Here is an 11,430-nt window from a genome sequence, read left to right as displayed (position 1 = left end):
GCGTGGCGTCCACCGCCCCCTGGACGGTGACATGATCCCCCCGCCCCCGCCCGTCCACGTAAAGCGTGCGCTCGTTCAGCCGCCTCCGCGGCGTCCCGTACGGCCCGAACGGATGAACACCCGCGTGCGCTGCGGCGGTCGGCGTGAGAACGAGATGTGCGACCGCAGCCACACCACCGGCCAGCATCCGACGCCGCCCAAGCGGCGAGAGGGAGGATGACATGGCTACTACTCCTGTACATGTATGTGAACGGCTTCCATGTATGGGAACATCAGTGTAACGAGGATCACCCGTCCCGGGGAGAGACGGGATCGGATCTCTTTCGTGGCAGGGTTGTCACTCTTACTCAGCTGAGGTAACTTTTACTCATGCGAGTAACTGCGACGGGCGGAGAGCCGGGGGGACGGAAGAGTACGGTCGCCGGGGTCGCGCGGAGGGCGCAGATCGTGGAGGCGGCGATTGGGACTATCGCGGAGGTGGGGTACAACCAGGCGTCGTTCGCGCGGATCGCGGAGAGGGCCGAGTTGAGTAGTACTCGGCTGATCTCGTATCACTTCGCGGGGAAGGACGAGCTGATCACGCAGGTGATCGGGGAGATCTTCCGGGTCATGGGCGGGTTCATGACGGAGAGGGTGCGGGGGGAGCGGACGGCTCCGGGGGCGCTTCGGGCGTACATCACGGGGCTGGTGGAGTTCATCGACACGCATCGGGGGATGATGCGGGCGCTGATGGAGATCTTCCTGAACTTCCGGGGGACGGGGTCCTATGACGCGAGCACCGATCTGAACGTGCTTTCGCATGTCGAGGACATCCTGCGGTGGGGGCAGCGGGCGGGGGAGTTCCGGGAGTTCGACGTGCGGGTGATGGCGGTGGTGTTGCAGCGGTCGCTGGACGGGCTGCCGTTCCTGCTGGAGGCGGAGCCGGGGCGGGACCTCACGGCGTACGCGAGCGAGCTGGTGACGATCTTCGAGCTGGCGACAAGGAAAGAGCGATGACGAAGTACGCGGGGCGCCGGGACGGAATGGTGCTCCTGGTCGATATCGCGATCTCGGTGGCGCTGTTCTACGTGCTGCGGGCCTTCGGGGTGAGTGCCGAGATCGCGCTGGTGGCCAGTTCGCTGGCGCCGGGGTTCAGCACCTTCGTCGACCTGAGCAGGCGCCGGCGGCCGAACACCCTGACGGTGTTCATGTTCGTGATCGTGCTGCTCGCGGCGGCCATCGCGTTCGCCACCGACAACACCAGGGTCCTGCTGGCCAGGGACGGCATCTGCACGGCGGTGTTCGGGGCCTGGATGCTGCTCAGCGCGCGGGGACCCCGGCCGCTGGCCGCGGCGTTCACCCGGATGCTGCTGGACGGGCGGCTCGGCCCGGGTCGCCCGCCGTGGGACGAGCTTTGGGAGCGGCTGCCCCGGTTCCGCCGGGTGTGGCGGGTCTCGACGGTGATGTGGGGAATCGGGCTACTTCTTGACGCGGTCGTGCGGCTCGTCATGGCAATCACCCTGCCGGTCGACGCGGTGCCGGGACTGAACGCGCTGCAGTACGCCGTTTTCATGGTTCTCATGCAGGTCGTGACCAGTGTGTACCTGGTCCCGTCGGGGGTCTACAACCAGTGGTCCGACATGTACGAGCCGCTGCGCCGGGAGCGGGCGCGGGCCGCGTGAGGGGGGTCCGCCGCCGGAACACCTGGTATCGGCACGTTTGAGATTCGTACCAGGGAAAGAGAGGGGGTCTGAGGAGCGAAGGAGGCAATTCCAATGACGATAGCCGGAAGCATCATCCTGATCATGCTCGGCGCCATTCTGACCTGGGCCGTGGAGTTCGATCTCGCCGGTGTCGACATCAACGTCGTCGGCGTGATTCTCATGCTGGGCGGGATCGCCGGTCTGCTGTTCGGTATCTGGCGCCTGTCCACCGCGCGCCGGACCATCACCCGCACGGCGACGACCCCGGAGGCCTACGCCACCCCGGTCACCCCCGTGGACCGCACGACCCGCGTCTACGAGGAGCGTCGCTACGACGACCCCACGGTGTGACACCCGGCGTCACCCGGTCATGACACGGCCGGCCTGAGGCACAGTCTTCCTCAAGGTTCTGGCAGCTCGCGACGGGTGACTGCCACGCTGGACGTATCGGGCCGGCGCGTTTCAAGGAGGTAAGGATGCCTGGCAGACAGGAACTCCCCTCGACGCTGGAGCGATCGCCCCGGAAGGCGCAGGAGACCTGGATCAAGGCGCACGACTCGGCGGTCGAGACGTACGGCGAGGGGCAGCGCGCGCACCGCACCGCCTTCGCCGCGCTGAAGCACTCGTTCGAGAAGGTCGGCGACCACTGGGAGCCCAAGGGTCGCAAGGGCCCGTCCGACGCGCAGGCGGCCCGGCACACTCCCGAACCCGGTAGGACGGCTGAAGGCGTGGACGCGAACGCCTCCAAGAAGCACCTGTACGAGGTCGCGGCCAGGCTCGGTGTCCAGGGACGCTCCACGATGGACAAGAGCCAGCTCGTCGAGGCCATCATGAAGGCCAACCGCAGGGCCACCGCGAAGGCGCGCTGACCCTTTTCGTCGTCCGCCCGCGGGCGCGCGCTCACACGCGCCGCCCGCGGGCGGACGCGTGTCATAGGCCCTCTTGACGCGCGGTCCTCGATCCGTTAGTTGCCTCCCACCTGGGGTAGCGGATGTTCAAGGCGAAGGAGGACAACGATGGCGGATATCAAGGACAACGCCCAGGACGCCATGGCCGGCGTCAAGAAGCACGCTGCCGACCTCGGCTCCGTGGCCGGTGAGAAGGCCGGTGAGCTGGCCTCCAAGGCTCAGGCCAAGGCGGGCGACCTCGCCGCGGTGGCGGGGGAGAAGGCCGGTGACCTGGCGGCCAAGGCCGGCGACAGGGCCGGCGATCTGGCGGCCAAGGCGGGCGACAAGGCCGGGGAGTTCGCCGCCAAGGCGGGGGACAAGGCCGGTGTGCTCGTGTCGATCGCCGGTGACAAGGCGGGCGAGCTGGCCGGTAAGGCCGGGGACCTGGCGGACAAGGCCAAGGAGAACATGCCGCCCGAGGTGAAGGACACGGCCGGCAAGGTCGTCACCCAGGCCAAGAACCGGCCGTGGGTGACCGCCGGTGTCGTGGCGGGGGCGCTGCTTCTGTGGCGGGTGCTGCGCAGGAAGAAGTCGTCGTGAAGAAGCTCGCCTACAGGTCCGTCTCCGCGCTGACCGGCATGGCCGGCGGATACCTGTCCGGTGTGATCTTCAAGCAGGTCTGGAAGACCGTCGCCGGCAAGGACGACGCCCCGCAGGCGAGTTCCCGCGAGTACGGCTGGGGCGAGGTTCTGCTCGCCGCCGCCGTGCAGGGCGCCATCTTCGGCGTGGTGAAGGCGGCCCTGGACCGGGCCACCGCCCAGTCCATCGAGAACGCCACAGGCACATGACCCCACACCCCGGTCACTGACCCCGCGAGCATCGGAAAGGGCGGGCAACGGAATCCGTTGCCCGCCCTTTCGCGTCCGGTGGTCAGCGGCGGCGGCGCAGGGCCGCCAGAGCCGCCGTGGCCATCCCGCCGGCGGCCGCGGCCAGGAGGTGGTTGCGGTGCTGGGAGAGCCAAACCTGGGGGCTGCGTGACTTGGCCCGGGAGTCGAAGCTGCCGTGCGCCCCGTAGTCGCGGGTCTGGTCGGCGGGTTCCCACAGGTTGGCCACGCCGGTGGGCTTCTCGTCGGTCAGCTGGGACTTCACGCCGTACGCGCCCAGGTAGCGGTCCAGGATGCCAGGGATCAGGCGTTCGGCCACGATGGTGCCCACGGTGCTGCCGCCGACCCAGTACTCGCGGCGGGACGGGTGCTCGGCGGCGTGGACGATGGCCTGGGCCGCGACCTCGGGCTGGAAGATGGGCGGCACGGGCTGCGGGTGTCTGCGCAGCCGCGACATCACCCAGTCGAACTGCGGGGTGTTGACGGCCGGGAGCTGCACCATCGTGATCTTGACGTCGCTGCCCTCGTTGAGCAGCTCCGTGCGGATCGACTCGGTGAAGCCCTTGATGGCGTGCTTGGCTCCGCAGTACGCCGACTGCAGCGGAATCCCGCGGTACGCGAGTGCCGACCCGGTCTGCACGACGACGCCCTGGTTGCGGGGCATCATGCGCCGCAGCGCCGCCCGGGTGCCCCAGACGTAGCCGAGGTATGTCACGGCCGTGGTGCGCTCGAACTCGGCGGGCTCGACGTCCAGGAACCGGGCGAAAACCGAGGAGAACGCCACGTTGATCCAGACGTCGATCGGGCCGAGTTCCTTCTCGACGGCGTCGGCCGCCGCCTCCACCTGCGCCTGGTCGGCGACGTCGGCGGGGAAGACCTTGGCGGTCCCGCCGAGGGTCCCCACCTCCGTCGCGGCGGTGGCCAGCCCGGTCTCACCGCGGGCGATGAGCGCGACTTTCGCCCCCTTCTCGCCGAGCAGCCGGACGACCGCGCGGCCGACGCCGCCGCTGGCACCGGTCACCACGACGACCTTTTCCTCCAGCACGTCGTCTCCCCTCACGTCATGGACCGCGAACCGCCGCCGAGGCGCCGCTGCCGCCGGACCGCCAGGACGACGTCCACCACCGCGGCCACGGCCAGGACGACGAGGACGACGCCCCCGACGGTGAAGCCCGCGACGAACGCCAGCACAGACAGCGCCAGCGCGATGAACACCGCGAACGATCCGAGGCGGATGTGCACCACGTCTCGCGGCGTGGCCCGCACCATAGGAGTGCCTGCCGCCGACTGCTGTTCCGGAGTCTCGCTCATATGTCAGCCCCCTTTTCCCGATACAAAGGCAGCTACCGTTCTCACCGGCATCCAAACCCGCAGGTCACCTGACCGGCGCGGACAGCACCTTCTTGACGGCGGTCAGCACGTCCCGCGCGTCCGCCTCCCCGGTGAGCGTCAGGTGCCGGGCCAGGTACGGCGGCGGCCCCCACCGCCGCGGCGACTCGGCGCCGAACACCAGGGCCGACGGCACGCCGTACGCCGTCGCCAGGTGGGCCGCACCGGTGTGCGCGCTCACCAGCAGCGCGGCGCCGGCCATCGCGGCGCACAGCTCCCTGAGCGACACCCGCCCGGCCAGCACGTTCTCCGCGGGAACCCCGGCCAGGGTGGCGACCAGCAGGGCCAGGGGGCGTTCGCGCTGGGACCCGGTCACCACCACCCGCATGCCGTCGGCGGCCAGGGCCCTGGCCACCTCCGCGAAGCGCTCGGGCGGCCATCGGTGCGCCGGGTCGGTGCCGCCCGGGTGGATCAGCGCCGCGCCGGGGGCGGGGTTGGGGCAGTGCGGCACCGGCAACATCAGGTCGGTGGGGTCGGCCCGCGCGCCGTACCACTCGATGAGGCGGCACCACCGGTCCACCTCGTGCTCGTGCTCCCGCCAGCGCGGGCCCTTGAGCCGGGGGAACGCGGGATGGGTGTACGCCCACAGCCGCTGCGGGCGCAGGTCCATCAGGTGCCGGTGGCTGTGCGGCCCCGGGCCGTACATGTTGACGGCCACGGTCGGGCGCCCACCGCCCCACACGAGCCCTTCCAGGCCACGGGTGGGCAGCACGGCCCGGACCGCGCCGGTCAGGTCCGCGAGTTCCGTCAGTTCCTCGGGAACGGCGAGCACGACGCGCAGGCCGCCACGGGACAGTGCGCGCAGGGCGGGTACGGCGGTGAGCAGCTCGCCGACCCCCGGTGTGCGCAGAACGAGTGCTGCGGTCATCGCCTCGCGGGACGAGGACGGCGCCCGGCGTTCCCCCGGCGCGACGCCACCCGGCGCCGTTCCTCAAGGGTGTCGGGCACGAGGCGGAAGGGCGCGCCACGCCGCTCGCGCAGGACCTCCTCGTAGACGGCGCAGGTCTCCGCGGTGATCCGCGCCCAGTTGTACCGGACCCTGGCCCGCTCGGCGGCGGCGAAGCCGTACGCGTCCAGCCGCGTGGGGTCGTCCAGCAGCGCGTTCACCGCGTCCGCCACCGCCCGCGGGTCGCGCGGCGGGACCAGCGTGCCGGTCACCCCGCTGATCACGGTCTCGGCCTGCCCGCCCACCTCCGAGGCGACCACCGGGAGCCCGCAGGCCATGGCCTCCAGCGCCACCATGCCGAACGGCTCGTACCAGGGCAGGCACAGCGCCACGTCGGCCGAGCGCATCAGCACCGGCACGTCGTCGTGGTGCACCTGCCCGGCGAAGCGCACCCGGTCGGCCACCCCCGCCTCCCGGGCCAGCAGCCGCAGCCGCCGCACCTCGGGGTCGTGGTCCAGCGCGTACGCGGGCGGCCCTCCGGCGACGATCAGCTCGGCGTCCGGGATGCGCGGCAGTGCGTCGATGGCGGTGGCGACTCCCTTGCGCGGCACGAGGCGGCCGATGGACAGCAGCCGCCTGGCGCTCTGGCGCGGCGCGGACCGTCCGATGGGGCTGAACCGCGCGGAGTCGACGCCGCACGGCACCACGCGGATCGACTGGCGGGGAACGTCCATGTTGATCAGCTCGGTGACCTCGTCCCCGCAGGTGGCGATCACCCGGGCCACGCCGCGCGCGACGGCGCTCTCGGCGCCGATGCGCCACTCGGGGCTGGTGTCGTCCCCGCCCTGGTGGCGGCGCTTCACCACGCCGAGCGCGTGGAAGGTGTGCGTCACCGGGACGCCGAGATCTCCGGCGGCGGAGAGCGCGGCCAGGCCGCTCATCCAGAAGTGGCTGTGCACGATGTCCGGCGGCCGAAGGGTCCAGTGGTCGCGCAGCCACCGCCCGAACTCCGGGATCAGCGGCAGGAGATCGTCCTTGGCGACGCGCACCGGCGGCCCGGCCGGGACGTGCACCACGGTCACGCCCGGCGCGAACGCCACCTCGTCCGCCACCCCGGCGCGCTCACGGCGGGTGTAGACGGTCACCTCGTGCCCGAGGGCGCCCAGGCCCCGGGCCAGTTCCGCGACGTGCACGTTCTGCCCGCCCGCGTCCACGCCTCCCAGCGTGGCGAGGGGGCTCGCGTGCTCCGAAACCATCGCTACCTTCACCGGGTGTCCTCCTGGTCTGCCGTGCTGGTCCTCCCGGTTCGGGGTGCACGGAACCGGATGAAGTGGACGAACCGTTGCCGGAGGCGCACGGGAGCAGGGTGTGCCTCGATGCGTTACACGTACGGATTCGTGCACGGGAACTCGGGTGCACGAGGGCCGGTGGAAGGGGCGGCGCCGCGGGGATGGTCCGTAAGCGCTATCCCGTGGCGCGCCAGGCCGGTCGAGCGCCTGGTGCCGGGCGTGTGGGGCGGTAGGTCTGATCGAGCGTCCGTTCTATCCTCAGAATGAGGAGCCAAACCTCTCCGGTTTCGTCACCCGCGGTGGCGGGCAGGCGGACCGTACTCGATCGGAGGGGGAACGATGTCCGACGCCGTACGTCACGACGAAGCACACCACGACGCCCCGCATTACGTCGCCGCCCGTGTCCAGCAGGCCCTCGCGGAGGACGACCGCACCAACGAGCTCGGGATACGGGTCGACATCCGCGGCGACCAGCTGTACCTGCGCGGCACGGTGGAGTGCGAGGAACGCAGGCTGCAGGTGGCCAACGTGGCCGCCGAGATCGCACCCGACCTCAAGGTCCACAACGAGGTGACCGTAATGGACGTGCGGGAACCCGGTGAGGAGGAAACCCTGTGAAGATCAGAGTCGCCGCCGTCGGGGACGTCCATCTGGGGGAGGACCTACGTGGGAGATACCGTCCCAAACTCGATCGCATCGGCGAGCTGGCCGACATCCTGCTGCTCGCCGGAGACCTGACGCGCCACGGCACCCCCGAAGAGGGGCGTGTCGTGGCGGACGAGTTCCGGGACCTGCCCGTGCCGGTGGTGGCCGTGCTCGGCAACCACGACTACCAGTCGGACGCCGAGGACGAGATCGTGCGGATCCTGCGGGACGCCGGGATCGAGGTGCTCCAGGACGACGCACTGACGGTCCAGCTGGGGGAGGCGCGGCTGGGGCTGGCCGGCGGCAAGGGATTCGGCGGCGGCTTCGCCGGCAAGTGCGCGAGCGAGTTCGGTGAGCCCGAGATGAAGGCGTTCGTCCGGCACACCAGGGAGATCGCCGACCTGTGGCGCAAGGCGCTCAAGGGGCTGGACGCCGACCACCGGGTCGTCCTCAGCCACTACTCGCCGGTCAAGGACACCCTGGTCGGGGAGCCGCTGGAGATCTATCCCTTCCTCGGCAGCTATCTGCTCGCCGAGGCGGTGGACGCCGAGGGCGCCGACCTGGTCATCCACGGCCACGCGCACCACGGCGGGGAGAAAGGTGTCACCCCCGGCGGGGTCCGCGTGCGCAACGTGGCACTGCCGGTCCTCGGCCGGGCGTACGCGGTGTACGGCCTCGGCGGCGAGGACACGGACTAGTTCCAGACAGCGCGGCGACCGGCGGATCTGGAATGATCCGCCGGGCCGCGGGAATTTCTGTTTGATTATTTATCGTGACGGTGCTGCCGTCGTTCCGGGACTACGGGTTGAAAATGCTCACACCACCCGGCCCGACGAGCAGCCCGACGACGATGAGGACGATCCCCCAGAGGAGATCGCGACGGGCCAGGATCACGTAGATCCCGGCGATGACCAGCACTACGGCGATGAGCCAAAGAAGTGTACCCATGGGCATCCATCTGCCCTGACAAATCAGCCTTTAACATCTGGGCGGCTCAACTTTTTCTCCCTGTACGCCTATGACCAAGCAATGGAGATCCGAAAACGCGACGGGCACCCCTCCGCAGGTGGGGAGGGGTGCCCGGCCGTCCGGTGCACCGCTACTCGTCGGGCTCCTCCTCGGAGCGCCGCCGGTCGAGGATCGGCTGCAGGAACCACAACCACGAGCTCAGCCCCGCCACGCCGCCCGCCAGTAGGGCCGCCGGCCAGACACCGAGGAAGGACTCCACCACCAACCCGGTGGAGCAGGTCATGGACACCGCCAGTGCGGCCCCGCCGAACAGGCTGAGGTCGTTGGCCCGCCTGAGCATCTTTTCCTTCAGCGCGCTGCGGAACAGGATCCGGTGCTGCGTCGCCGGGGTGATCAGGCAGATGGACGCCACCGCCGCGCTCAGCATCGCGATGTAGAACAGCCAGCGGCCCACCTGGTCCACCCGGTTGAAACCCGCGGAGAACGGCAGCGTCAGCAGGAAGGCGAACAGCACCTGAACACCGGTGGCCGCCACCCGCAGGCCCTGTAACAGCTCGCCCAGTTCGCGGTTGACCCGCTCCCTGTGGCTTTCCCCGGGGGCGGGGCCGGTCTCCCCCGGCGCCGGTCCGGACTCCCGGTCCGACGTGTCACTGGTCATCGATACATCCCGATCCTTTCCTTGCGGCGCGCCCGGGCCATCCGGCGGGCCATGGCGAGGATTCCGACGAGCGCGGCGTAGGCCAGCACGCCCAGCAGCACGGTCAGCCACACCGAGCCCGCCTCACCCGCGGCCACGATCAGCAGCGTGCAGACGATCAGGCCCGCGGCGGCCGCGGCGAGCCATTTGGCGTGGCGGCTGCGCAGGAACGCGTTCAGGGTGGCCTTCAGCGAGGGGTCGGTCACGAGCCCTCCTCGGCCACCCGCATCATGCGCGCGTATCCCAGCTGGAGCCAGTCCGAGATCGCGACCGCCGTCATGGTGGTCCCGGCGAGCCGCGTCAGCCCCGGCGCGAAGACCATGCCGGCCGCGTACGAGGTCGCGACCCACTGGGCGAGGCAGAACGGGCAGGTCACCAGCTCGCCGATGGCGTGCTTCACCCCGTGCCCGCGCACCTCCTCGTGCAGCTCGGCGGGCCCGCTCACCCCTTCGTAGCGGGTGAACGGCGCGCGTAGGGGGCTCGTCACCGGGTCCTTGGCCAGCCTGCGGGAGAGCCTGTGCGTGGCCAGCCCCATGAGGAGCAGATCCATGGGGGAGACCCGGGCGGGGAGCCGCTTGCCGGTCAGCTTGCCGAGAACGATCAGACCCGCCACCGTCCCGCTGTAAACGCCGAGAACGCGCAGGTAGGAGCCGAGTGGTCGGTCGGCTCCGTTCTCGTAGGCGCGCTCCTCTTTGCGTAATGCGTCCGTGACATTGTTGGTCATAGCAGGCCGTCCTACCCGGCTTGAGCGGGAGCATGCCCAGGTTTGGTGGGTATCCGGCCGGGTACTCAGAGGTCCCAACCTGGGGGGTGAGGGATTGTCCAGTCATACGCACGAGGTCACCGAGGGGATCATCGAGACCCTTAAGCGGGCCGGATCCGCGTTGAAGGCCGAAGGGGTCCGTTTCGCCCTGGCCGGCGGCTGCGCCGCGTACGCCAGGGGAGCCGCCCCGTCCCTGCACGACGTCGACTTCGCCCTGGTGGAGGAGGACGTCCCTCGCGCACTGGAAACCCTGCGCAAGATCGGCTTCCGCACCGCCGCCCCGCCCGAGGACTGGCTGGTCAAGGCATTCGACGAGCAGGAGCGCCTGGTCGACCTGATCTTCCGCATCGACGAGCGCCAGATCACCGCCGAGATGATCGCCCGCTCCGACATGATCAACACCGCCGCGCTGACCCTGCCCGTCCTGAACGCCACCGACCTGGTGATCTCCTGGATCCTCCCCATGTCCGAACACAGCTGCGACTACGGCGCCATGCTCCCCCAGGTCCGCGCCCTCCGCGAACAGGTCGACTGGGACCACGTAGCGGTAGTCGTCTCCGTCTCCCCCTACGCCGCCACATTCCTAACCCTCCTGGACCGCCTAGGCATCGCCTGCCCCAAACCCCCCTCCGAGGACGCCGACCTCCACTGGCCCTGACCCATCCCCCCACCGCCCCCGCCGGTCACCCCTCACAAGGGGAGGCCGGCGCTTTCGTATGAGATCGGGACGTGGCAGAACCCCCGGCAAGCGCGGAACTCCCCCGCAAGCGCAGAGCACCTCCAGGCAAGCTCCGAATCGCATCGCACACGCGGAAGGCCGCCACACATGCGGAAGGCCGCGCCGGGCGGCGCGGCCTTCCCTGGTTGGGTGCGGGCGTCCCGTCAGATCGTGCCGGGTCCGTAAGGGAAACGACCGTAGTAGTCGCTCACCTTGTCCCGATAGGTCGACTCCTTGTAGCCGACCTCATCGAACTCGGGGCCGTCCTTGATCTCGTCCTTGGTGCGACTGACGAAGACCTTCCGCTCCTGCGGATCGATCTGCGTGACCGTACTGGCCGGAAGTAGCACCTTCTTCCCGAAGATCCACGGCCCAGTGTCCACGACCAGGTAGCTTTCCCCCACCTCGTAGGTGGCTTCGTCGACCGACCCGATCTTGCCGTCTGTCGCCTCGACGTGATAGCCCACCACATCAAAGCTCTGGTTGGTACCGGTGACGGTCGGACTGAAGGTCCAGAGATCCCGGTTAGCCATATGAAACAGTCTCCCTTCGATTGACGTCGTCGGGCACCCCCCCTCTTACCCCCGCCCCTCCGCCCAAACGTCCCCCCCGCCCTCCCCC

Annotated in this window: 18 protein-coding genes; 9 read left to right on the top strand and 9 right to left on the bottom strand. The window is 69.9% G+C overall.

All coding sequences use genetic code 11. The features are described from left to right. The first annotated feature begins 369 nt into the window (after window positions 1-369). The 6 genes from ACFP1K_RS39845 to ACFP1K_RS39820 all read left to right on the top strand — a co-directional run bounded on the left by ACFP1K_RS39845 (window position 370) and on the right by ACFP1K_RS39820 (window position 3,417). The gene (locus tag ACFP1K_RS39845) at window positions 370-996 is read left to right on the top strand and encodes a TetR/AcrR family transcriptional regulator (RefSeq protein WP_380763559.1); all 627 of its coding nucleotides are present in this window, start codon (window positions 370-372) and stop codon (window positions 994-996) included. Further along, window positions 993-1,661: a VC0807 family protein gene (locus ACFP1K_RS39840; RefSeq protein ID WP_380763557.1), complete on the top strand. Its 669-nt coding sequence runs from the start codon at window positions 993-995 to the stop codon at window positions 1,659-1,661. Before ACFP1K_RS39845 ends, ACFP1K_RS39840 begins: the two co-directional genes overlap by 4 nt. Before the next feature lie 93 nt (window positions 1,662-1,754). Next, on the top strand, window positions 1,755-2,033 hold the full coding sequence (locus ACFP1K_RS39835; protein WP_380763555.1) for a DUF6458 family protein: 279 nt from the start codon (window positions 1,755-1,757) through the stop codon (window positions 2,031-2,033). A 125-nt stretch (window positions 2,034-2,158) separates the two neighbouring features. Continuing rightward, window positions 2,159-2,551 carry a ChaB family protein gene (locus ACFP1K_RS39830; RefSeq protein ID WP_380763552.1) on the top strand — a complete coding sequence of 131 codons (393 nt, stop codon included), beginning with the start codon at window positions 2,159-2,161 and terminating at the stop codon, window positions 2,549-2,551. 147 nt (window positions 2,552-2,698) lie between these two features. After that, a complete protein-coding gene (locus ACFP1K_RS39825) occupies window positions 2,699-3,169 on the top strand; it encodes a hypothetical protein (RefSeq protein WP_380763550.1) in 471 nt (156 codons plus the stop codon). Beyond that, window positions 3,166-3,417 carry a DUF4235 domain-containing protein gene (locus ACFP1K_RS39820; protein ID WP_380763548.1) on the top strand — a complete coding sequence of 84 codons (252 nt, stop codon included), beginning with the start codon at window positions 3,166-3,168 and terminating at the stop codon, window positions 3,415-3,417. Before ACFP1K_RS39825 ends, ACFP1K_RS39820 begins: the two co-directional genes overlap by 4 nt. 82 nt (window positions 3,418-3,499) lie before the next feature. On the opposite strand, the gene ACFP1K_RS39815 is transcribed toward ACFP1K_RS39820, so the two are convergent. The 4 genes from ACFP1K_RS39815 to ACFP1K_RS39800 all read right to left on the bottom strand — a co-directional run bounded on the left by ACFP1K_RS39815 (window position 3,500) and on the right by ACFP1K_RS39800 (window position 6,996). Next, entirely contained in the window at window positions 3,500-4,498 is a 999-nt protein-coding gene (locus ACFP1K_RS39815) for an SDR family oxidoreductase (RefSeq protein WP_380763546.1), read from the bottom strand. 11 nt (window positions 4,499-4,509) lie between these two features. Further along, a complete protein-coding gene (locus ACFP1K_RS39810; protein WP_380763544.1) occupies window positions 4,510-4,764 on the bottom strand; it encodes a hypothetical protein in 255 nt (84 codons plus the stop codon). 64 nt (window positions 4,765-4,828) lie between these two features. Then, window positions 4,829-5,710, bottom strand: a complete 882-nt coding sequence (locus tag ACFP1K_RS39805; RefSeq protein WP_380763542.1) for a glycosyltransferase family 9 protein — start codon at window positions 5,708-5,710, stop codon at window positions 4,829-4,831. Then, window positions 5,707-6,996, bottom strand: a complete 1,290-nt coding sequence (locus ACFP1K_RS39800; RefSeq protein WP_380763540.1) for a glycosyltransferase — start codon at window positions 6,994-6,996, stop codon at window positions 5,707-5,709. The genes ACFP1K_RS39805 and ACFP1K_RS39800 overlap by 4 nt, the downstream gene beginning before the upstream one ends. A 360-nt stretch (window positions 6,997-7,356) precedes the next feature. Here ACFP1K_RS39800 and ACFP1K_RS39795 point away from each other — a divergent pair, with 360 nt between their 5' ends. Further along, window positions 7,357-7,635 (top strand): BON domain-containing protein, encoded by a 279-nt coding sequence (locus ACFP1K_RS39795; protein WP_380763538.1) that lies wholly within the window; start codon window positions 7,357-7,359, stop codon window positions 7,633-7,635. Continuing rightward, window positions 7,632-8,360 carry a metallophosphoesterase family protein gene (locus ACFP1K_RS39790; RefSeq protein WP_380763536.1) on the top strand — a complete coding sequence of 243 codons (729 nt, stop codon included), beginning with the start codon at window positions 7,632-7,634 and terminating at the stop codon, window positions 8,358-8,360. Before ACFP1K_RS39795 ends, ACFP1K_RS39790 begins: the two co-directional genes overlap by 4 nt. Window positions 8,361-8,460: 100 nt before the next feature. On the opposite strand, the gene ACFP1K_RS39785 is transcribed toward ACFP1K_RS39790, so the two are convergent. From ACFP1K_RS39785 to ACFP1K_RS39770, 4 genes are all read right to left on the bottom strand, one after another. Further along, window positions 8,461-8,610 carry a GPGG-motif small membrane protein gene (locus ACFP1K_RS39785; protein ID WP_184985282.1) on the bottom strand — a complete coding sequence of 50 codons (150 nt, stop codon included), beginning with the start codon at window positions 8,608-8,610 and terminating at the stop codon, window positions 8,461-8,463. Between the two features lie 151 nt (window positions 8,611-8,761). After that, window positions 8,762-9,289, bottom strand: a complete 528-nt coding sequence (locus tag ACFP1K_RS39780; protein ID WP_380763534.1) for a DUF6328 family protein — start codon at window positions 9,287-9,289, stop codon at window positions 8,762-8,764. Then, window positions 9,286-9,534 carry a hypothetical protein gene (locus ACFP1K_RS39775; RefSeq protein ID WP_380763532.1) on the bottom strand — a complete coding sequence of 83 codons (249 nt, stop codon included), beginning with the start codon at window positions 9,532-9,534 and terminating at the stop codon, window positions 9,286-9,288. The genes ACFP1K_RS39780 and ACFP1K_RS39775 overlap by 4 nt, the downstream gene beginning before the upstream one ends. Then, complete coding sequence (locus ACFP1K_RS39770) at window positions 9,531-10,052, bottom strand: DUF1360 domain-containing protein (protein WP_380763530.1); 522 nt, start codon at window positions 10,050-10,052, stop codon at window positions 9,531-9,533. Before ACFP1K_RS39770 ends, ACFP1K_RS39775 begins: the two co-directional genes overlap by 4 nt. Before the next feature lie 94 nt (window positions 10,053-10,146). Here ACFP1K_RS39770 and ACFP1K_RS39765 point away from each other — a divergent pair, with 94 nt between their 5' ends. After that, window positions 10,147-10,749 carry a hypothetical protein gene (locus ACFP1K_RS39765; RefSeq protein WP_380763528.1) on the top strand — a complete coding sequence of 201 codons (603 nt, stop codon included), beginning with the start codon at window positions 10,147-10,149 and terminating at the stop codon, window positions 10,747-10,749. A gap of 224 nt (window positions 10,750-10,973) precedes the next feature. Here the strand turns inward: ACFP1K_RS39765 and ACFP1K_RS39760 are convergent, their stop codons facing one another. Further along, the gene (locus tag ACFP1K_RS39760) at window positions 10,974-11,342 is read right to left on the bottom strand and encodes a PRC-barrel domain containing protein (RefSeq protein WP_380763526.1); all 369 of its coding nucleotides are present in this window, start codon (window positions 11,340-11,342) and stop codon (window positions 10,974-10,976) included. Between the last annotated feature and the right edge of the window lie 88 nt (window positions 11,343-11,430).

It is taken from the genome of Sphaerisporangium aureirubrum, from assembly GCF_042658925.1.
Classification (GTDB): Bacteria; Actinomycetota; Actinomycetes; order Streptosporangiales; family Streptosporangiaceae; genus Sphaerisporangium; species Sphaerisporangium aureirubrum.
The sequence above is the reverse complement of the archived record's forward strand: the minus strand, read 5'-3'. Positions and strand labels throughout refer to the sequence as shown.

Bases quoted from the DNA above. Each gene is read 5' to 3' on its own strand.
- ACFP1K_RS39760 (WP_380763526.1), bottom strand. From the start codon at position 11,342: ATGGCTAACCGGGATCTCTGGACCTTCAGTCCGACCGTCACCGGTACC.
- ACFP1K_RS39810 (WP_380763544.1), bottom strand. From the start codon at position 4,764: ATGAGCGAGACTCCGGAACAGCAGTCGGCGGCAGGCACTCCTATGGTG.
- ACFP1K_RS39805 (WP_380763542.1), bottom strand. From the start codon at position 5,710: ATGACCGCAGCACTCGTTCTGCGCACACCGGGGGTCGGCGAGCTGCTC.
- ACFP1K_RS39770 (WP_380763530.1), bottom strand. From the start codon at position 10,052: ATGACCAACAATGTCACGGACGCATTACGCAAAGAGGAGCGCGCCTAC.
- ACFP1K_RS39840 (WP_380763557.1), top strand. From the start codon at position 993: ATGACGAAGTACGCGGGGCGCCGGGACGGAATGGTGCTCCTGGTCGAT.
- ACFP1K_RS39825 (WP_380763550.1), top strand. From the start codon at position 2,699: ATGGCGGATATCAAGGACAACGCCCAGGACGCCATGGCCGGCGTCAAG.
- ACFP1K_RS39830 (WP_380763552.1), top strand. From the start codon at position 2,159: ATGCCTGGCAGACAGGAACTCCCCTCGACGCTGGAGCGATCGCCCCGG.
- ACFP1K_RS39785 (WP_184985282.1), bottom strand. From the start codon at position 8,610: ATGGGTACACTTCTTTGGCTCATCGCCGTAGTGCTGGTCATCGCCGGG.
- ACFP1K_RS39845 (WP_380763559.1), top strand. From the start codon at position 370: ATGCGAGTAACTGCGACGGGCGGAGAGCCGGGGGGACGGAAGAGTACG.
- ACFP1K_RS39795 (WP_380763538.1), top strand. From the start codon at position 7,357: ATGTCCGACGCCGTACGTCACGACGAAGCACACCACGACGCCCCGCAT.
- ACFP1K_RS39835 (WP_380763555.1), top strand. From the start codon at position 1,755: ATGACGATAGCCGGAAGCATCATCCTGATCATGCTCGGCGCCATTCTG.
- ACFP1K_RS39780 (WP_380763534.1), bottom strand. From the start codon at position 9,289: ATGACCAGTGACACGTCGGACCGGGAGTCCGGACCGGCGCCGGGGGAG.